17 protein-coding genes are annotated in these 19,537 nt (G+C 46.4%); 9 read left to right on the top strand and 8 right to left on the bottom strand.

Going from position 1 to position 19,537, the window contains the following annotated elements; genetic code table 11:
* Positions 1-366 precede the first annotated feature (366 nt).
* Both R7R78_RS22665 and R7R78_RS22660 read left to right on the top strand, forming a co-directional pair.
* Positions 367-783, top strand: coding sequence for a GreA/GreB family elongation factor (locus R7R78_RS22665; protein ID WP_025768940.1), 417 nt, complete (start codon positions 367-369; stop codon positions 781-783).
* Positions 784-1,316: 533 nt separating this feature from the next.
* Positions 1,317-1,754: an Hsp20 family protein gene (locus R7R78_RS22660; protein ID WP_213898944.1), complete on the top strand. Its 438-nt coding sequence runs from the start codon at positions 1,317-1,319 to the stop codon at positions 1,752-1,754.
* A 126-nt stretch (positions 1,755-1,880) separates the two neighbouring features.
* Here R7R78_RS22660 and R7R78_RS22655 read toward each other — a convergent pair whose 3' ends face one another.
* The 4 genes from R7R78_RS22655 to glyQ all read right to left on the bottom strand — a co-directional run bounded on the left by R7R78_RS22655 (position 1,881) and on the right by glyQ (position 8,663).
* Positions 1,881-3,134, bottom strand: a complete 1,254-nt coding sequence (locus tag R7R78_RS22655; RefSeq protein ID WP_154204935.1) for a valine--pyruvate transaminase — start codon at positions 3,132-3,134, stop codon at positions 1,881-1,883.
* A gap of 229 nt (positions 3,135-3,363) precedes the next feature.
* Entirely contained in the window at positions 3,364-5,448 is a 2,085-nt protein-coding gene (locus tag R7R78_RS22650) for an alpha-amylase (RefSeq protein ID WP_213904101.1), read from the bottom strand.
* Between the two features lie 217 nt (positions 5,449-5,665).
* Complete coding sequence (gene glyS, locus R7R78_RS22645) at positions 5,666-7,732, bottom strand: glycine--tRNA ligase subunit beta (RefSeq protein WP_005378875.1); 2,067 nt, start codon at positions 7,730-7,732, stop codon at positions 5,666-5,668.
* A 13-nt stretch (positions 7,733-7,745) separates the two neighbouring features.
* Positions 7,746-8,663 (bottom strand): glycine--tRNA ligase subunit alpha, encoded by a 918-nt coding sequence (gene glyQ, locus R7R78_RS22640; protein ID WP_005451074.1) that lies wholly within the window; start codon positions 8,661-8,663, stop codon positions 7,746-7,748.
* Positions 8,664-9,147: 484 nt separating this feature from the next.
* On the opposite strand from glyQ, the gene R7R78_RS22635 reads away from it, so the two are divergent.
* Together R7R78_RS22635 and R7R78_RS22630 are read left to right on the top strand one after the other, a co-directional pair.
* Complete coding sequence (locus tag R7R78_RS22635; protein WP_005378877.1) at positions 9,148-9,702, top strand: TMEM165/GDT1 family protein; 555 nt, start codon at positions 9,148-9,150, stop codon at positions 9,700-9,702.
* A 160-nt stretch (positions 9,703-9,862) separates the two neighbouring features.
* Positions 9,863-10,123 carry a hypothetical protein gene (locus R7R78_RS22630; RefSeq protein WP_005378878.1) on the top strand — a complete coding sequence of 87 codons (261 nt, stop codon included), beginning with the start codon at positions 9,863-9,865 and terminating at the stop codon, positions 10,121-10,123.
* Positions 10,124-10,167: 44 nt separating this feature from the next.
* Here the strand turns inward: R7R78_RS22630 and tusA are convergent, their stop codons facing one another.
* On the bottom strand, positions 10,168-10,416 hold the full coding sequence (gene tusA / locus R7R78_RS22625; RefSeq protein WP_005378879.1) for a sulfurtransferase TusA: 249 nt from the start codon (positions 10,414-10,416) through the stop codon (positions 10,168-10,170).
* A 133-nt stretch (positions 10,417-10,549) separates the two neighbouring features.
* Here tusA and R7R78_RS22620 point away from each other — a divergent pair, with 133 nt between their 5' ends.
* On the top strand, positions 10,550-10,732 hold the full coding sequence (locus tag R7R78_RS22620) for a hypothetical protein (protein ID WP_005378880.1): 183 nt from the start codon (positions 10,550-10,552) through the stop codon (positions 10,730-10,732).
* A 167-nt stretch (positions 10,733-10,899) separates the two neighbouring features.
* Positions 10,900-11,844: a LysR family transcriptional regulator gene (locus R7R78_RS22615; protein WP_005378881.1), complete on the top strand. Its 945-nt coding sequence runs from the start codon at positions 10,900-10,902 to the stop codon at positions 11,842-11,844.
* Between the two features lie 52 nt (positions 11,845-11,896).
* On the opposite strand, the gene R7R78_RS22610 is transcribed toward R7R78_RS22615, so the two are convergent.
* From R7R78_RS22610 to fadB, 3 genes are all read right to left on the bottom strand, one after another.
* Positions 11,897-12,877 carry an MDR family oxidoreductase gene (locus tag R7R78_RS22610; RefSeq protein WP_005378882.1) on the bottom strand — a complete coding sequence of 327 codons (981 nt, stop codon included), beginning with the start codon at positions 12,875-12,877 and terminating at the stop codon, positions 11,897-11,899.
* Positions 12,878-13,129: 252 nt separating this feature from the next.
* The gene (fadA, locus tag R7R78_RS22605; RefSeq protein ID WP_017635587.1) at positions 13,130-14,305 is read right to left on the bottom strand and encodes an acetyl-CoA C-acyltransferase FadA; all 1,176 of its coding nucleotides are present in this window, start codon (positions 14,303-14,305) and stop codon (positions 13,130-13,132) included.
* Between the two features lie 14 nt (positions 14,306-14,319).
* Complete coding sequence (fadB, locus tag R7R78_RS22600) at positions 14,320-16,491, bottom strand: fatty acid oxidation complex subunit alpha FadB (RefSeq protein ID WP_225474267.1); 2,172 nt, start codon at positions 16,489-16,491, stop codon at positions 14,320-14,322.
* 261 nt (positions 16,492-16,752) lie between these two features.
* Between fadB and R7R78_RS22595 the strand changes: the two genes are divergently transcribed.
* From R7R78_RS22595 to hemG, 3 genes are read left to right on the top strand one after another with little or no spacing between them, the layout of a single operon-like run.
* Complete coding sequence (locus tag R7R78_RS22595) at positions 16,753-17,376, top strand: YigZ family protein (RefSeq protein ID WP_005378891.1); 624 nt, start codon at positions 16,753-16,755, stop codon at positions 17,374-17,376.
* Positions 17,377-17,422: 46 nt separating this feature from the next.
* Complete coding sequence (locus R7R78_RS22590; RefSeq protein WP_005378893.1) at positions 17,423-18,880, top strand: TrkH family potassium uptake protein; 1,458 nt, start codon at positions 17,423-17,425, stop codon at positions 18,878-18,880.
* Between the two features lie 9 nt (positions 18,881-18,889).
* Complete coding sequence (gene hemG / locus R7R78_RS22585) at positions 18,890-19,417, top strand: menaquinone-dependent protoporphyrinogen IX dehydrogenase (RefSeq protein WP_005378894.1); 528 nt, start codon at positions 18,890-18,892, stop codon at positions 19,415-19,417.
* Positions 19,418-19,537 lie beyond the last annotated feature (120 nt).

Below are 19,537 nucleotides of genomic sequence, written 5' to 3'. Positions count from 1 at the left end.
CTTTAAAATACAAAACGCCCGATGAAGTACATCGAGCGTTTTAGTTAAAAAGTGTCAACCCATATCAGGACGGGTCAACCACCAGCTAAAATCGCCACTTTCTGCCAAAGCTGATGTTTTTCTGGTACTAACTGCCAACAACCCGATCAAGCCTGCCATTTTATTTCTGTTTTCTTTTTTTCTCGCCATTTTGTTCGCTTGAGCGTTTTTGCTTTCTTTTTTCTGCTCGCTATAGTGCTGAAGAACTGATGAATAAGGAGACTAAGAAAATGGTGATGATTTTCCTGAACTAAGCCGGAAGTGATGCACTTCCGGTTCAATGCACTGAATTTATTTGTAAGACAAGGCATTAAGAAGGAAATAATCATGTTTGAACGCTGGTTCTCGGCGTACTGCTTGGCGCTGCGAACTTGGTGGTTAACCAGTCGCTTTTTAACCTATCAATCACCACTAAGGTTGTTATCGCTATTTGAAACCTGCGAGCAACAAGCCCATTGCCGTAACCGAGCTCGTATTGCGGTTGGAGACACGGTTCGCTTAGTGGATGTTGAACGCGCCTATCAATATCGCATGACATTGGTCAGCTCGCGCAAGGGGCAACCCATGACAGGTATGCTCGCGGTCGATTCTTATTTGGGGTCTCGACTGTTAGGTCGAGCTAAAAATGATGCGCTCGAAGTGGAAATTTTTAATCAGCGACGCTGCTTTGTGATTACTGAAATTGTTCATCAATCGCAGCCACCAGCTCAGAAAATGCTGTGTGGTTGTCTGTTGTGCCAATAAATAGAGGTGAAGTCATGAGTAAGAAAGAAAAGAAACAACCGCAGTTGAGTCTAAAAGAAAAGCGCAAACTAAAGCAGGAAAAGGCGGCAGAAAAGGGCGTTGTAAAAGCGCGTAAATCCTCCCGCAAGTAAAGTGTAGATTGAGCCCTCCAGAACGGCGGGCTTTTTATCACTGATCGCGAAGTGATGAGGAACTAAGCTGTTCAAGGGGATAGTGGATGCTTTAAAAATTTTTTATTTTTTCCCTTGAAAGTCATTTTTGACGACCTTATATCTAGTTGTGAAGAGGGTGACTGGCTTGCTAGAGACTAGAAGACCAGCCCTCTGGAATCGCTAAAACGAGATCGCTCAGAAGAGGATATGGCGTTTTGGCACACAACTTAAACCTTTAGATTCAATATCATGTCTCCGAGCCAAACCAAGGCCAGTGGAATGATAAGAATCTCTTAGTTCGGCGTTGGTTTTTGCATAAACACGCCAGTAGGATGAAACTCATCTGAACTAAGACTATTGCTTAATTAAGAGGATAGATTTATGCGTAATGTAGATTTCTCACCACTATACCGTAATGCAATTGGCTTTGATCGTCTGCTAAACCTGATGGAAGCGAATACAGCGAAAAATACTTCTGGCGGTTACCCTCCATACAACATTGAGCAAAAAGACGAGCACAACTACCGTATTACTATGGCCGTTGCTGGCTTCTCTGAAGACCAACTCGATCTGACTCAAAACGAAAACATGTTGATTGTGAAGGGCGAACGTAAAGCCGAAGAAGGCAAAAACTATGTTTACCAAGGTATTGCAGAACGCGATTTTGAACGTAAATTCCAGCTAGCGGATTACGTAAAAGTCGTGGGTGCATCAATGGAAAACGGTCTGCTTCATATCGATTTAGTTCGTGAAATCCCTGAAGCCATGCAACCACGTAAGATTGCTATCGGTGGTAACAACCTGATTGAGAACAACTAATCAGTTAACCACCCGGTTATAGAATGAGAAAGAGCGCCATATGGGCGCTCTTTTTAGTTTGGGGTTTTCAAATCCGCTATTTTAAAGCCGTAATTTCAAAGAGAAGAACGGCTGAGTTCAATCCGTCTATTTACCTTCGCGGTAAGCCTTTTCCACTTCTTCAGCGATAATCGCAATGCCTTTTTGCATCATCTCATCATCTTGAACGTAGTTCATACGCAGGCATTGGTGCGCGTGATCCCACTCGTCTTGCTGACCAATAAAGAAATATTCACCAGGGACAATCAATACGCCACGCGCTTTCAAGCGTTGGTACAGTTCCATTGTTGTGATTGGCAGTTCATCAAACCATAACCACAAGAAGATAGCGCCTTCCGGCTTGTGGATGCGGAATCGCTCATCGGTAATTGCTTGTTGGAGCAGTTCAACCGCACGTTGTGATTTTTGCTTGTAGAACGGCTTAATCACCTCTGAACTCAGTTTAAGAAGATCGCCTTTGCCAATTATATGGTTTGCCAGCGCTGGACCAACACTGCCCGGCGCTAGGCTGATGATGCCGTTCATATTGGTTAACGCTTGAGTGATTTCTTCACTCGCAATCACAATGCCACAACGCACGCCCGGCAAGCCAAGTTTAGATAGGCTCATGCATAGGATGGTGTTTTCATTCCAGAACGGTTCGACATCTTCAAAGATGATGTTCGGGAAAGGTAGACCGTAGGCGTTATCGATGATCAGTGGGATGTTGTTCTCACGTGCTAGCTTGTCCAGCTTACGTACTTCTTCGTCTGTCAGTACATTACCCGTTGGGTTGGTTGGACGAGATGCACAGATTGCCGCAACAGAGTCGTCGACGGTTAGCTGCTCAAAATCGACGTGGTATTTAAACAGACCGTTATCTAACAGCTCGATTTCTGGGTGGTAAGAGATAAAGATATCTTTATCAATGCCAGCATCACCATAACCGATGTATTCAGGAGCGATAGGCAGTAGCACTTTCTTGTGCGAACCGTCTGGCTGTTTACCTGCCAACAAGTTGAACAAGTAGAAGAAGCCACTCTGGCTACCGTTAGTTAGGCTGATGTTCTTTTCGGAAATATCCCAGCCGTAAGTTTCACGGAATAACTGAGCTAGCGCTTTGACGAACGCGTCTTTACCCTGCGGGCCATCGTAGTTGGCAAGGGCGGCGACGAGCTCCCCACTGGCGAGCATTTCCTCACTGGCTTGGTGAAAGTAATCGAGCATGGCAGGAATGGCGGCAGGATTACCTCCACCGAGCATGATGGCACCTGGTGTGCGCAGACCATCATTCAAATCGTCCATTAACTGCGTAATACCTGAATACTGATTAAATTTTTCACCAAACTTTGAGAACTGCATGCTGACTTATACCTAATTCATTGTGATTGCTTTGTGTATGTTTATGCCGATGTTTTATCGGCTTATCGAGTAATCCTTGACCTTACCTCAATGTGTAATTAACGCAAAGTGTGAATTAAGCCGAAAAAGAAAAAAGTGCGTCATCAGACCAGAGGAACGAGACAAAAGGACAAAAACAGCAATAAAAAAGGGAAGCTTATGCTTCCCTTGCTGGTGGAGAGAGTGTGATTTACTCACCGGTGTAAACAATCAGCACCTTGTCGTCTTGGTATTGGCGTTCGAACGCGTAGTAACCTTCTTGGTTGCGAGTGATGTGCTTACCTTGAGCTACCGCTGGGTGGCGTTTACGGAATTCGCCCAACTTTTGCCAATGTTGCAGTAGATCCTCACGCTCGCCATGAATCTTATCCCATGGCATATCTGAGCGTGTGCCTTGGTGGGCGTCTGAACCAGTAATGCCAAAATCACGAGCTATCTCATCACCGTAATAGATCTGTACTGCACCGGGAGCCAGCATCAGTGCATTTGCTGCACGTGCTTGGTCATCAAAGCTGCGGCTGCGCGCTGACCAAAACAGTTGTGTATCGTGTGAAGACAGGTAGCTCAACACGTTGAACTCAGGATCGGTATTGATGCGTTCTGCATAGCGGCGGTAATCATTATCAAGTTGAGCGAAACACTTCAGCGCTTTTGGTGCTACGTCAGATTGGAACTCGAAGTTGATGATGGAATCGAAGCCGTTATCGAAATACGGGCTTTTCACCACGCTGTGTGCCCACACTTCACCCGTCATCCAGAAAGGTAAGTCATCCAAGGCTTTGTCCGGGTTGTTTTGCTTCCACTGGGCAAGCGCTTGGGTGGTGCTGGCTTTCAGCTCTGCCCACGCTTCCATTTCAACGTGTTTTGCAGTGTCGACACGGAAGCCGTCAATGCCGTAGTCACGTACCCAATCGGATAACCAGGTAATCAGGTGTTCACGTGGGGTTTGCAGCTCATCTTGCGCATTGGTGTCTTTATTGCGGAAGAAGTTTGGTAATCCGGTTTTCTGAGTCGATTCGGTTTTGAGATCCGGTAGGTAGTTCAAAGACATGGTGATGTCGTTGTAGCCCGGAGCATCGTAGTCGCCAATGTCGGTGCGAATCCAGTCTTTGCCCCACCATTTATCCCACGCTTCGCTATCACCGTATTTGATGTAGTCGTTGAAGCTGTGCCAGCTTTGTCCTGATTTTGGCTGCCAGTCGGTCCATTTTTCACCAAGGACTTGTTTGGCTTCTTGGTCATCAAGGTAAAGCTGACCAAAGCCGAATTCCTGCATGTCTGCTAATGTCGCATAACCTGTGTGGTTCATGACCACATCCCAAATCACGCGGATACCTTTCTTATGGGCGGTATCGACGAAGGTTCTGAGTTCATCTTCGGTACCCATGTTGGCATCAAGCTTGGTCCAATCTTGGTGGTAGTAGCCGTGGTAGCCGTAGTGCTTAAAGTCGCCTTTATCGCCGCCGCCAACCCAGCCGTGGATTTGTTCCAGTGGTGAGGTTATCCAGATAGCATTGACACCAAGTGATTCGATGTAATCGAGTTTTTTCGTCAGACCCGCTAAGTCACCACCGTGGAAGGTACCAATCTCGTATTTCCCGTCTTTGCTGCGACCGTAGCTGTTGTCGTTGTCTGGGGTGCCGTTATAGAAGCGGTCAGTCATGACGAAGTACACCGTCGCGTTATCCCAGCTGAATGGTTTATCGGCTTGCTGATCGACTTCTTCTAGCAGCAATAGACCTTGGCTCATAGGACCCGGCTGCATGGTGACGCTGCCATTGGCGACGGTGGCTTCTTGCCCGGTTAAGGCGTCACGAACAACAGTGCCATCATTAAAGGTTTGAGCGACGTTGATGGTTTTTGGCGCGTCAGTTGCGACAGGGCAAGAGTAGGTGATGTCCTGACTCTGTTTTGGTTTGATTTTTACCGTCAGCTCGTTGGTGGTTGGGTTGAGCGTAAATTGATAGGTATTGGCTTTGAAGATGCGCAGCGGCATTTGGGCATCTGTGGCGCAATTATCCATTTTTAATGGACGATTGAATTTGATGCGGCTTTCTTCTGCCAAAGCAAAGCTGCTGCCGCAGGTTTGGTTGCTGTCGGCAATGGTAAAGGTGTAGCTGCCTTTTTCGAGTTTTTGCTCGGCGACAAGTAAGCCCTGTGAGTTTTCCTCAAAAACAGCGGTGTCATCACCAACGCTTAATACGATGGCATTTTCTGGAATCTGGCTGCAGGCGCTCAGTAGACCGATAGAGAGTGCGAGAATTGTTTTTTTCATTGTGTCCTTCCCCCGAATAAACAGTCCAGTTATAGCAAAACTGTGCCTCTACAATCCGAGCTCTACACCAACAAGTTAAACGCGTCTCACCCTACAAATTTTAGTCTTGTTCACAAAATGAATAATAAGCATCACCTTCATCGGTTTGAAGGCAACAAAAAAGGGAAGCATCTGCTTCCCTTTTACTTATTTCTTAATCACTTCGAAGAGCAATGAATTACTTTTGAAGCAAAGAAATATCTGCGATCTGTAGGAACAGGTTACGCAGGTTGTTCAGAAGTGTCAGACGGTTCTTCTTAAGTGCTTCGTCGTCTGCCATTACCATTACGTTATCGAAGAACGCATCAACTGGTTCACGTAGGTCAGCTAGCTTGCTTAGGGCTTCTTGGTAGTTACCAGTAGCAAATGCTGGCTCTAGCGCTTCTGTCATTACTTCAACGCTTTCTGCTAGTGCTTTCTCTGCGTCTTCTTGTAGAAGTGCTAGGTCGATGTCTGCTGCTAGTTCGCCGTCGAATTTCGCTAGGATGTTACCTACACGTTTGTTCGCTGCTGCTAGAGACTCTGCCGCTTCTAGCTCACGGAAGTGAGAAACCGCTTTAACTCGTTGGTCGAAGTCTGCTGGTTTTGTAGGACGACGCGCTAGAACCGCTTGAATGATGTCTACGCTGAAGCCTTCGTCTTGGTACCAAGCACGGAAACGACCAAGCATGAACTCGATAACGTCTTGCTCAACGTTGTCGTTGGTTAGGCGATCGCCAAACAGTGACTTCGCTTTCGCTACTAGGTCAACAAGATCTAGGTTGTAGCCGTATTCAACGATGATACGTAGTACACCTAGAGATGCGCGGCGTAGTGCGAATGGGTCGCTGCCTTTAGGCGCTTGACCAATACCGAAGATACCTACGATAGTGTCTAGCTTGTCTGCCATTGCAACTGCAGTTGAAACGCCGTTTGATGGCAGTTCATCACCTGCGAAACGAGGCATGTATTGCTCGTTCAGTGCTACTGCAACTTCTTCTGCTTCACCGTCGTGGCGAGCATAGTGCATACCCATAACACCTTGAGTATCCGTGAATTCGAATACCATTGAGGTCATTAGGTCACATTTTGCTAGTAGACCAGCACGCTTTGATTTCTCAACGTCAGCACCGATTTGCTCAGCAATGTAGCCAGCAAGTTCTGTGATGCGGTCTGTTTTGTCTTTGATCGTCCCCAGTTGCTTTTGGAAGATCGCTTGCTCTAGTTCAGGCAGACGGTCGATAAGCGGACGCTTACGGTCTGTGTTGAAGAAGAACTCTGCGTCAGCAAGACGAGGACGAACCACTTTCTCGTTACCTTCGATTACGTAACGAGGCTCTTTTGATTCGATGTTCGATACGAAGATGAAGTTAGGTAGTAGCTTCTTGTTTTCGTCGTAAACAGGGAAGTATTTTTGGTCACCTTTCATGGTGTAAACCAATGCTTCAGAAGGTACTTTTAGGAACTCTTCTTCAAACTTCGCTGTTAGTACCACTGGCCATTCAACCAGAGACGTTACTTCTTCTACTAAGTCATCTTCTAGGTCAGCGATACCGCCAACTGCTGCTGCCGCTTTTTGTGCGTCAGCTAGGATGATTGCTTTACGCGCTTCGTAATCTGCCATTACTTTACCGCGCTCTTCTAGGATCGCAGGGTATTGCTCAGCAGAATCGATAGTAAACTCTTGCTCACCCATGAAGCGGTGACCACGGATAGTGCGGTCTGAAGCAACACCAAGGATCTCGCCTTCGATTAGGTCGCTGCCCATTAGCATGGTTAGCGTCTTAACTGGACGGATAAATTGAGTCGTTTTGTTACCCCAGCGCATTGGTTTTGCGATAGGTAGGTTTGCTAGTGCTTTCGCTGCAAGTTCAACGACGATCTCAGACGTTGGCTGACCTTTCACTTCTTGTTTGAACAGTAGCCATTCACCTTTGTCTGTAACCATGCGCTCTGCTTGGTCAACCGTGATGCCACAACCGCGTGCCCAGCCTTGAGCCGCTTTTGTTGGGTTGCCTTCTGCGTCAAATGCTGCAGAAACCGCAGGACCACGTTTTTCAACAACTTTGTCAGACTGGCTGTCTGCTAGTGCAGCGACTTTAAGTGCAAGACGACGAGGCGCCGCGAACCATTTCACGCCTTCGTGAGCAAGCTCAGCGCCTTTTAGTTCTGCTTCGAAGTTTGCTGCGAATGCTTCAGCTAGAGTGCGAAGTTGCGTTGGTGGTAGCTCTTCTGTACCTAGCTCGATTAGAAATTCTTTTGCCATGTTACTCTACCCCTTACGCTTGTTCTTTCTTACACATTGGGAAGCCAAGAGCTTCACGCGATGCGTAGTATGCTTCTGCAACTGCTTTCGTCAGGTTGCGGATGCGTAGGATGTAACGTTGGCGTTCAGTTACTGAGATCGCTTTACGCGCGTCTAGTAGGTTGAATGCGTGACCAGCTTTTAGAATGCGCTCGTAAGCAGGTAGTGGCAGTGGCTTTTCAAGCTCAAGCAGCTCTTTACACTCTTTCTCACACTGTTCGAAGAAACCAAATAGGAAATCAACGTCTGCGTGCTCGAAGTTGTAAGTTGATTGCTCTACTTCGTTTTGGTGGAAGATGTCACCGTAAGTCACTTTGCTGCCGTCTGGCGCGATGTTCCAAACTAGGTCGTAAACAGAGTCTACTTCTTGGATGTACATTGCTAGACGTTCAATACCGTAAGTGATCTCACCAGTTACTGGCTTACACTCAAGACCACCAACTTGCTGGAAGTAAGTAAACTGAGTCACTTCCATGCCGTTTAGCCAAACTTCCCAGCCCAGACCCCATGCGCCTAGTGTTGGGTTTTCCCAGTTGTCTTCTACGAAACGGATGTCGTGTACAAGAGGGTCAATACCAAGAACTTCAAGGGAGCCAAGGTACAACTCTTGAATATTGTCAGGCGATGGTTTTAGCGCTACTTGGAATTGGTAGTAGTGCTGAAGACGGTTAGGGTTTTCACCGTAACGGCCATCAGTAGGACGACGTGAAGGTTGTACGTAAGCTGTCGACATTGGCTCTGGGCCAAGCGCTCGTAGACAGGTCATTGGGTGAGAGGTACCCGCACCCACTTCCATATCTAGCGGTTGAACAATGGTACAACCATTTTGAGCCCAATAATCCTGCAGCGCGAGGATCATTCCCTGGAAGGTTTTGATATCGTATTTTTGCATAAGTCAGGTTCGCGCGATTCTCTTGTTACTCGTTAATTCGTCATCTATGCCGAGTTTTTCAACTCTAACAACGGCGATAAAGAGTAATTACGGTTGAATAAATTAACAATCTAGTATAACCAGATATTGAGCATGGGAGTAGAGCTAATCTTGATTAATTCGTGGGCGATTTTCTCCTTTAATGAATTTTTACCGCGTTATCTGCTGTATTTTTCCTAAAAGGGAGTTTTTGCCTGCTTTGGCTCTTGAGAAGCGCAACAAAGGTGGCTAGAATTGCGCCTGTCTTTGGGGAGTAGCTTACCTGATGAAGTTTCTGTTTCATCTGGTTCGTCCGTCAACATAATTGGTGCAAAATCACCATGGCGTTCGAGACTTGAAGCCTTTCAAGTTTAGCAAGACCTTAGACAAATCATCACGAACCGGGGTAGGGGCGTGAGGTTTGTCTTCGGTTAAAAATAATAATCCCTGCCCCAATGAGCATGTCGTGAGCGTTTTAGCTATTTCAATTACTACTGTAGCGTTAGCAGAAATTGGCGATAAGACCCAATTGCTATCTCTATTACTCGCAAGTCGTTACCGAAAACCAATCCCAATTATTGCAGCAATCTTTTTGGCAACTATTGCCAACCACGCTTTGGCTGCATGGTTAGGTGTGGTTGTCGCAGACTATCTATCACCTGAGATTTTAAAGTGGGTGCTGGTGGTCAGTTTTGTCGCGATGGCGGCTTGGGTTCTGATCCCGGATAAACTGGATGATGACGAGCAGATTTCTAATCGAGGCCCATTTATTGCCAGTTTTATCGCGTTCTTCGTTGCGGAGATAGGCGATAAAACTCAGATCGCCACTTCCATCTTAGGGGCGCAATACGCGGATGCGTTAAGTTTGGTGATTATCGGTACCACAATCGGTATGCTGCTGGCGAATGTTCCTGTGGTCCTGATTGGTAAATTGTCGGCCGACAAGATGCCTTTAGGGCTGATCCGTAAAATCACCGCATTTTTGTTTATTGCTTTGGCAATAGGGGCTGCACTGTTCTGATTTTTTGCACGTGAAATGATGTGAGTTATCAATCATTAGTGGCGTGCTGCGCGAGTTCAAACTCTGACTCTAAATCGTTCCGTTGCGTGACGGATGACATATAAGTGTCATACTTGTCATGGTAGTTTAATGGTGTGAATGATAGCGAGAGGGCAAGTTTATGCTTACACGTTACATGGGGATGTCCCCGAAGAGTCAGAGTTATTTATTCACTTTTGGTTTAGCGCTGTGTTTACTAGCGATGGTGCTAACTGATATGTGGTTACCGATTGTAGCAGGATCGTTCGTTCTTACTGGATTGACAGTAGAAGCGTGGATTCGTGTCGCTCACATCATTCCTATGCATGAAGAGATGCGGGCAATGAAGAAACAACTTAACAAGCTCCAATCAGAAGTTCGCACACTCGAATACGACGAATAAACAAACGGCAGCCAATATAGGCTGCCGTTTTTAGTTCGACCAGATTATTCCAATCCTTTCTTGATCAGGTACTGATACGGAACTTGCTCCGTTTGTGCCGCAACTAACTGGTGGTCCATAAAGCGGCAGAAACTCGGAATGTCTCGAGTCGTGGATGGATCGTCTGCTTTGACCAGCAAAATCTCACCATCTTGCATGTTGCGAATTGTCTTCCTGACCATCATCACTGGCTCTGGGCAGCGCAGTCCTTCCGCCTCTAATGTCTTGTTTGCCAGTTCAGGATTAAAGCTCATAGTGTGATTCTCGTAACTAACTGAGCGTTGAATTTTACTTTCGTTGAAAAAATATTCAATAACCACTTGGCAAATCAAATTTTTTGTTTTACCTTAAATTAACAATTTGGTAACAACTAGCAAGGGAGAGGCAATGTTAACAGCGTTAGACAGACTTACGATTTACTCAGTGCTGTGCTTTATCTCGTTTTGTGCATTGGTACTCAGGACGCCAGCTGACACCTCTTTGACACCTCTAGTAGGCATGGTTGCCACTATTATTGGGATTTGGATCGAGATGCGCAGATGGTCTGGCGCATCTGAGCAAGAAAATTAGCGCTTCTTGCTTGGATCAGAATGCTTTTAATAACGCTCACCTATTTTTACCGACACTTCATTCCGACACTATCCCCATTTTTCTTGGGCTTCCCCGCTGAAAGGCGGGATTTTTTTTGCCTGAAGAGTACAATTTACCCAAACACATACAAAATAAGTGGCTAATTCGTGGAACTGGAAGATATCTATCGCCGAGATTTAAATTTACTGGTTGCGTTGCGAGTACTGATAGAAGAAAACAGTGTCAGTAAGGCGGCAACACGTCTGAACTTGAGTCAATCGGCAATGAGTCGTGTGCTTGGTCGTCTACGTGACTTATTGGGAGACCCGCTGTTTACTCGTCAGGGACAGCATTTGATCCCAACTCAGAAAGCGTTAGAGATCGATCGCTCATTGGGCGAACCATTAGAGTCTTTACGTCAGTTGTTATCTCCGGTTGAGTTTGACCCATTGCAATGCGTACAGACTTTCAACATCGTGACCACCGACTATGCCATGCAAACAATCTTACCGTTCGCTTTGCCGAGAATTTACCAAGAAGCGCCAAACGTGTCTTTCAACTTCTTACCACTGCAACACGACCGTTTATCAGATCAGCTCACTTATGAAGGTGCAGACTTAGCGATTTGTCGCCCGACAGGCCCGGTGGAGCCTCTACGCAGTGAAGTGTTGGGGCGAGTGGGGGTGCTGTGTATGCTTTCAAAACAGCATCCATTAGCGGATAAAGAAATGAGCTTGGATGATTATCTGAGTCATCCACATGCCATGATCGCCATCAGTGATGGTGTTAAGGCACTGATCGAACAAGCTTTGATGGAGAAACCTAAGCGTAAAATGGTTCTGCGGGCTTATCATTTAGAAGCCGCATTGGCGATCATGGATACCTTGCCAATTATCATCACAGTGCCAGCGGACTTGGCGTATCTGGTTGCCGAGCGTTATGACTTGGTGGTGAAACCGTTACCATTCCAATTCACGCCGTTTGAATACTCGATGATTTGGCATGCGCGTTGCGAGCATTCTCCCGCTCAAGAATGGTTAAGAACGATTGTGCGTGAAGAGTGTAGCCGTCTGATAGCTAAACGTATCGAAGATATGGGACTGAACTGCTAACAAAAAAGAGCCAGCAATGCCGGCTCTTCGTCTGTTTACACTGAGTCAGTGTTTATAGCTTGATAACCACACGACCCGTTACTTGACCGTTGGTGATGTCTTCTGCATATTTTGGTGCTTCAGCAAGAGCAACTTCAGTACACGCTTGCTCGAAGTAGCTGTCTGGTAGTAGCTCGACCAGCTTTTCCCATGCAGCGATACGTTTCTCTGTTGGGCACATTACTGAGTCCACACCTTGTAGGCGAACATTACGTAGGATGAACGGCATCACTGTGGTTGGTAGATCAAAACCACCAGCAAGACCACAAGCTGCAACTGCACTGTTGTAATCCATTTGCGCCAATACTTTAGCCAGTACTTTGCTGCCTACAGTATCAACCGCACCTGCCCATACTTGCTTTTCAAGTGGACGTGCTGGTTCTTCAAATTCAGTACGGTCGATGATGCGGCTAGCACCTAGTTTTTCAAGTAGCGGGCCATTTTTTTCTACACGACCTGTCACTGCAGCAACTTTGTAGCCAAGCTGTGCTAGAAGCGTTACTGCGACTGAGCCTACACCGCCACTTGCGCCAGTTACAAGGATTTCACCATTTTCAGGTTTGATGCCTGCATCAAGCAGTGCTTGAACACATAGCATGCCTGTGAAACCAGCAGTACCAACCATCATTGCTTTCTTGCTGTCTAGACCTTTTGGTAGTGGTACTAGCCAATCTGCTTTTAGACGAGCACGCTGAGACATACCACCCCAGTGGTTTTCACCCACGCCCCAGCCAGTAAGGACAACTTTGTCACCAGCTTGGTAGCGGTCGTCTTCTGAGCTTACTACCGTACCTGCTAGGTCAATACCTGGCACCATCGGGAAGTTACGGATGATTTTACCTTTACCTGTGATCGCAAGACCGTCTTTGTAGTTTAACGATGAGTAATCAACGTCAATCAGAACGTCGCCTTCAGGCAGTTGTGTTTCATCGATTTGCTCGATGTTAGCGATAGTACGTTTGTCTTCTTGATTTAGAACTAGAGCATTAAACATAAGGTTCTCCGATTGTGCGGTAGCATGACTCTGGGTCACATGCAGCAAGATATCAACTGGTCTAAGTGTATGTCTTCTTTGTCTATGAATAAAATGAAACTTGAGCATTTAATGTATGCTTTTCATGCATATTTGATGTAAAACAAAAAGGGCGACATCAATTGTCGCCCTTAAGTGTAATACTAAAAATTTTATTATTAGTTCATTTGCTTATGATTGTTGGCTCGATCACTACAACAACGTCTTGAACTGTTATGGTCGTTCAAATACTGTCGCAATGCCCTGACCCAAACCGATACACATGGTGGCCAGACCGTATTTCGCGTCTTTCGCTTCCATTAGGTTGATCAACGTTGTTGAGATACGTGAACCAGAACAGCCTAGTGGATGACCCAATGCTATCGCACCACCGTTAAGGTTGACCTTCTCATCCATAACATCAAGCAGGCCTAAGTCTTTAGCACACGGCAGAGACTGCGCGGCAAATGCTTCGTTTAGCTCAACCACATCCATGTCTTCAATTGAAAGACCGGCACGCTTGAGCGCTTTTTTCGTCGCAGGTACAGGACCGTAACCCATAATAGAAGGATCGCAGCCCGCAATGGCCATGCCTTTAATACGTGCACGAATCTTCAAACCAAGCTCATTAGCTTTCTCTTCACTCATGATCAACATCGCTGATGCACCATCGGACAGCGCCGATGAAGTACCGGCTGTTACTGTACCGTTTGCAGGGTCGAACACTGGGCGAAGTTGAGATAGACCTTCAACGGATGTTTCAGGGCGAATCACTTCGTCGTAATCCAGAGTGAACAGTGTGCCGTCTGGTGCGTGGCCTTCAATTGGTAGAATTTCGTTTTTAAAACGACCTTCTACGGTTGCTGCGTGCGCACGAGCGTGTGAGCGAGCGGCAAACTCGTCTTGTTGCTCACGGCTAATGCCATGTAATTTACCCAGCATTTCAGCCGTTAAGCCCATCATGCCCGCAGCTTTTGCTACGTTCTTTGACATACCTGGGTGAAAGTCTACACCGTGGTTCATTGGCACATGCCCCATGTGCTCAACACCACCAATTAGGCAGATTTCAGCATCGCCAGTCATGATGGCACGTGTACCGTCGTGAAGCGCTTGCATTGATGAACCACACAAGCGGTTCACCGTCACGGCGCCAATTTCAATCGGCAGGCCCGCGAGTAGCGCGGCATTACGTGCAACGTTAAAGCCTTGCTCTAGTGTTTGCTGTACACAGCCCCAGTAGATGTCTTCAATCTCGCTTGGGTTCACTTGTGGGTTACGCGCAAGAATGCCTTTCATTAGGCGCGCAGATAGATCTTCTGCTCGTGTATGACGGAAAGCACCACCTTTAGAGCGACCCATTGGAGTACGTAGACAATCGACTACGACAACATTTCTTGTTTGATTAGTCATTTTAGAATCCCTCCTTAGATAGAACCTTGCTGTTGTGCACCGTAAAAGCTTTCACCTTTCGCCGCCATATCAATCAGCATTTGCGGTACTTGGTACATCGCACCTAGCTCGGCGTGTTGTTTTGCCATTTCAACGTATTCAGCAATACCCACGCTGTCTAGATAGCGGAATACGCCACCGCGGAATGGAGGGAAACCAAGACCATAAACCAATGCCATATCTGCTTCCTGCGGAGTTGCGATGATGCCTTCTTGTAGGCACAGCACCACTTCGTTGATCATTGGAATCATCATACGTTGAATGATGGTCTGATCGTCAAAGTCCTGCTTATCGGCACAAACGTCAGCAAGTACCGGTAAGATCGCTTCGGAGAAGGTTTTCTTCGGCTTACCTTTTTTATCTATGGTGTAGCTGTAGAAGCCATTACCATTTTTCTGACCATATTTGTCTGCTTCGAACAGTGCATCAATCGCATCACGACCTTGTTTACCCATACGCTCAGGGAAACCGTCAGCCATCACAGCTTGTGCGTGGTGCGCGGTATCAATGCCGACTACGTCAAGCAAGTACGCCGGTCCCATCGGCCAGCCAAACTTACGCTCCATGACTTTGTCGATTTTCGTAAAGTCAGCACCATCACGAAGTAGCATGCTGAAGCCGCCAAAGTATGGGAACAATACGCGGTTAACGAAGAACCCTGGGCAGTCATTAACGACAATTGGTGATTTGCCCATTTTCGCAGCATACGCCACAACACGATTGATGGTTTCATCAGAGGTGTGCTCACCACGGATGATCTCAACAAGAGGCATACGATGCACTGGGTTGAAGAAGTGCATACCACAGAAGTTTTCTGGGCGTTTTAGTGATTTTGCCAATAGGTTGATAGGAATCGTTGAGGTGTTTGAGGTGATAACGGTGTCGTCACCGACATGGGATTCAACTTCACTTAAAACTGCTGCTTTTACTTTCGGGTTTTCAACGACAGCTTCAACAATCACATCAGAGTTTTCAATACCTGCGTAATGTAAGCTCGGTGTGATTGACGCTAAAATACCCGCCATCTTAAAGCCATCAATGCGACCGCGAGATAAGCGTTTATTCAGCAGCTTAGATGCTTCAGTCATGCCTAGGTCGAGCGACGCTTGCGCGATGTCTTTCATTAAGACTGGCACACCTTTTAGCGCTGATTGGTAAGCAATGCCGCCACCCATGATACCTGCACCTAATACGGCTGCACGTTGCGTGTCTTTACTTGCTGACTTCGCTGCTTTTTTCGCAATGCCTTTGATGTATTGATCATTAAGGAATAGGCCAACGAGTGATTTTGCTTCTTCCGATTTAGCCAATTTCACGAAGTGCTTACGTTCAATGTCTAACGCTTCATTACGTGCAAAGCGAGCACCTTCTTCAATCGTGATAACGGCTGTCATTGGGGCAGGGTAGTGAGGACCTGCTTTTTGTGCCACCAGACCCTTCGCCATGGTGAAGCTCATCATTGATTCAAGCTTACTCAGCGTTAGCGGAGATGTTTTCTGTGCTCGGCGTGCTTGCCAGTCAAGTTTCTCGTTAATTGCAGAGTTAAGAGTTTGTAGTGCTGATTCGTATAAAGCATCAGTCTCTACAACAGCATCGAGTAAGCCAATTTTCAATGCTTCATCAGCTCGGCATGCTTTACCTTGGGTGATGATTTCCATTGCGCTGTCTGCGCCAATAACGCGAGGCAAGCGTACACAACCACCAAAGCCAGGCATGATTCCCAGTTTCGTTTCTGGTAGGCCGATGCTGGTGGTTTTGTCACCAATACGCATGTCTGTTGCTAGCACACATTCACAACCGCCACCAAGAGCGTGGCCTTTGATCACTGAGATGGTCGGAACGGGTAAGTCTTCTAATTTGTTAAAGATGCTATTAGCAAATTGCAGCCATTGGTCGAGCTCGGCATCCGTTTTAGCAAACAGACCTAAAAACTCGGTAATGTCTGCGCCTACAATGAATGCGTCTTTAGCTGAAGTGAGCAACAACCCCTTGAGGCCTTGATGGGCAATGAGCGCATCAAGAGCTTTATCTAGCGATTCTAATGTCGCTAGGTCGAGTTTGTTGACGGATTTTGGAGAGCAGAAGCTTAGCTCTGCAATACCATCTTGTATTTCCTTTACCTGTAGGGTTTCGGCTTGGTAAATCATTGTCTATCTCCATGACATACAATCGTGGATTGTCTGTATACCTATTTCAACGACGCCGTGTACCTCGGCAAATAGGTATCGAGGAAGTCGTTTTATTTTTGTTCTGGTTTGACCAGTAAAGTTAGTTTGGATCGTGGATTGTTTAATTTCAATACATTTTTTAAACAAGTGTTTAACATTGTGCGCTGTGGCAGATCTTATGCGACGGGTAAATCACACTCGTGATAGACTTCAGGCAAATAGACCTGAATCCATAATCCTATGAATGACAAGCCTTATCTGATTCCAGCAGAGCCCGCTCAATTTGAAGAAGAAATTAAAAAGAGCGTCTTCATTACTTATTTGGCACACACGCCAAGTATCGAAGCTGCAAAAGCATTTGTTGATCAAATCAAAGCTAAACACGCTGATGCCAGACATAACTGTTGGGGCTTTGTTGCTGGTCGCCCGGAAGATTCAATGAAATGGGGCTTTAGTGATGATGGGGAGCCGTCCGGAACAGCAGGCAAACCAATCCTGGCGCAGCTGTCTGGATCTGGGGTGGGGGAGATCACGGCTGTGGTCACGCGATACTCTGGTGGAATCAAGTTAGGTACAGGCGGCTTGGTTAAAGCGTATGGGGGTGGGGTTCAACAAGCGCTCAAGCTGCTTCAAACTATTGAGAAAAAAATAACCACAAAGCTCAGACTAACGTTAGACTATGGGTTTATGCCGATCGCACAGTCAATCATGCCGCAATTTGGTGCAATAGAAGTCGAGGCTGAATACAGCGATCAGGTGGTATTAGTGGTGGAAATTGAGCTTCGAGAAGTGAGCGCGTTTACCCAAGCAATCATCAATAAAAGCGGGGCAAAGGCAATTGTCACTCCGCTAGACGGACAATAATGAAAAACAGGAAGCAACAGGGACAGCTTCGCTAGTCAATTTATCCATGCAATTTCGTTCAATTATTCGAATCGTCGGGCTACTGCTCGCACTCTTTAGTGTCACTATGCTTGCGCCAGCACTCGTTGCGCTGATCTATCGAGATGGTGCTGGTGTGCCTTTTGTCACGACATTTTTTGTTCTGCTGTTTTGTGGGGCCGTTTGTTGGTACCCAAACCGCAGGTATAAGCACGAGCTTAAAGCTCGAGATGGCTTTCTTATTGTCGTCTTATTCTGGACAGTACTTGGCAGTGCAGGCTCGATCCCCTTTCTCATTGCTGACAACCCGAACGTCTCAGTGACAGATGCGTTTTTTGAATCGTTTTCTGCTCTCACGACGACCGGGGCGACCGTTATTGTTGGTTTGGATGAGCTACCTAAAGCGATTCTATTCTATCGACAGTTACTGCAGTGGTTCGGCGGTATGGGAATCATCGTATTAGCGGTGGCGATTTTGCCAGTACTTGGCATCGGTGGTATGCAGCTTTACCGCGCCGAGATCCCAGGTCCAGTCAAGGATACTAAAGTGACGCCGCGCATAGCAGAAACTGCTAAGGCGCTTTGGTACATCTATTTGAGCCTGACTATCGCCTGTGCTTCGGCTTTTTGGTTAGCTGGTATGACGCCATTTGATGCCATCAGTCACAGCTTTTCCACCATTGCCATTGGTGGCTTCTCTACCCACGATGCCAGCATCGGATACTTTGATAGTTACGCGATTAACCTGATTACGGTGGTTTTTCTGCTTATATCTGCATGTAATTACACACTGCACTTTGCTGCATTTGCATCAGGTGGCGTACATCCCAAGTATTACTGGAAAGATCCTGAGTTTCGCGCCTTCTTGTTTATTCAAGTGCTGCTATTTATCATTTGCTTTCTATTATTACTGAAACATCACTCTTACACATCGACATACGATGCTTTCGATCAGGCTCTGTTCCAAACCGTATCAATATCCACAACAGCGGGCTTTACGACAACAGGTTTTGCGGATTGGCCGCTCTTCTTACCTGTGCTGTTATTGTTCTCTTCCTTTATAGGTGGTTGTGCTGGTTCAACAGGCGGCGGCATGAAAGTGATCCGTATCCTGCTTCTTACCTTACAAGGTGCGCGTGAACTAAAACGTTTAGTCCATCCACGCGCGGTTTACACCATCAAAGTAGGTGGCAGTGCCCTACCACAACGTGTTGTCGATGCGGTTTGGGGCTTCTTCTCCGCATACGCATTGGTATTTGTGGTTTGTATGTTGGGGTTGATTGCAACAGGAATGGATGAGCTCAGTGCGTTCTCGGCGGTGGCTGCGACTCTGAACAACCTCGGTCCTGGCTTGGGAGAAGTGGCGCTTCACTTTGGTGATGTTAACGACAAAGCAAAATGGGTATTAATAGTTTCTATGCTGTTTGGTCGTTTGGAAATCTTTACCTTACTTATTCTACTTACGCCGACGTTTTGGCGTAGCTAAGGGGAAATCGTGGCAAAAGCATTATTTCTATACTCTTCCCGCGAAGGGCAGACTAAAAAAATTCTCCACTATATAGATGAACAACTTCCAGACTTCGATTGTGAGCTGGTGGATTTACATAATGTCGAGACGATTGACTTCAGCCAATACGACAGAGTATTGATAGGCGCCTCTATTCGCTATGGCCATCTTAATAAAAAGCTATACCAGTTTATTGAGCGAAACCTCAATCAATTGGAGCAAAATAAAGTGGCATTTTTCTGCGTAAACCTAACCGCTCGTAAAGAGGACCAAGGAAAGGATACACCTGAAGGTAGTGCCTACATTCGCAAGTTCCTAATTAAGTCGCCTTGGAAACCAACGCTAATCGGTGTTTTTGCTGGTGCACTTTATTACCCACGTTATAGCTGGTTCGACAGAACTATGATTAGGTTCATTATGTCGATGACGGGTGGCGAAACCGATACGACCAAAGAGGTGGAGTACACCAATTGGGAAAAAGTGGCTCTTTTCGCAGATAAATTTAGAGAACTGTAGAAATAACGTGCTCTTTTGACCGCTTTTGATGCAAATTTATCCGAACGATAAAAAAATCAAAAAAAACGAGAAAAAGGGCTTGCCAATGTGATCGCAATCTCTATAATGCCACCTCGCTGA

This window comes from Vibrio sp. 2134-1, assembly GCF_033339495.1.
This window is presented reverse-complemented; position numbering and strand designations above follow the sequence as displayed.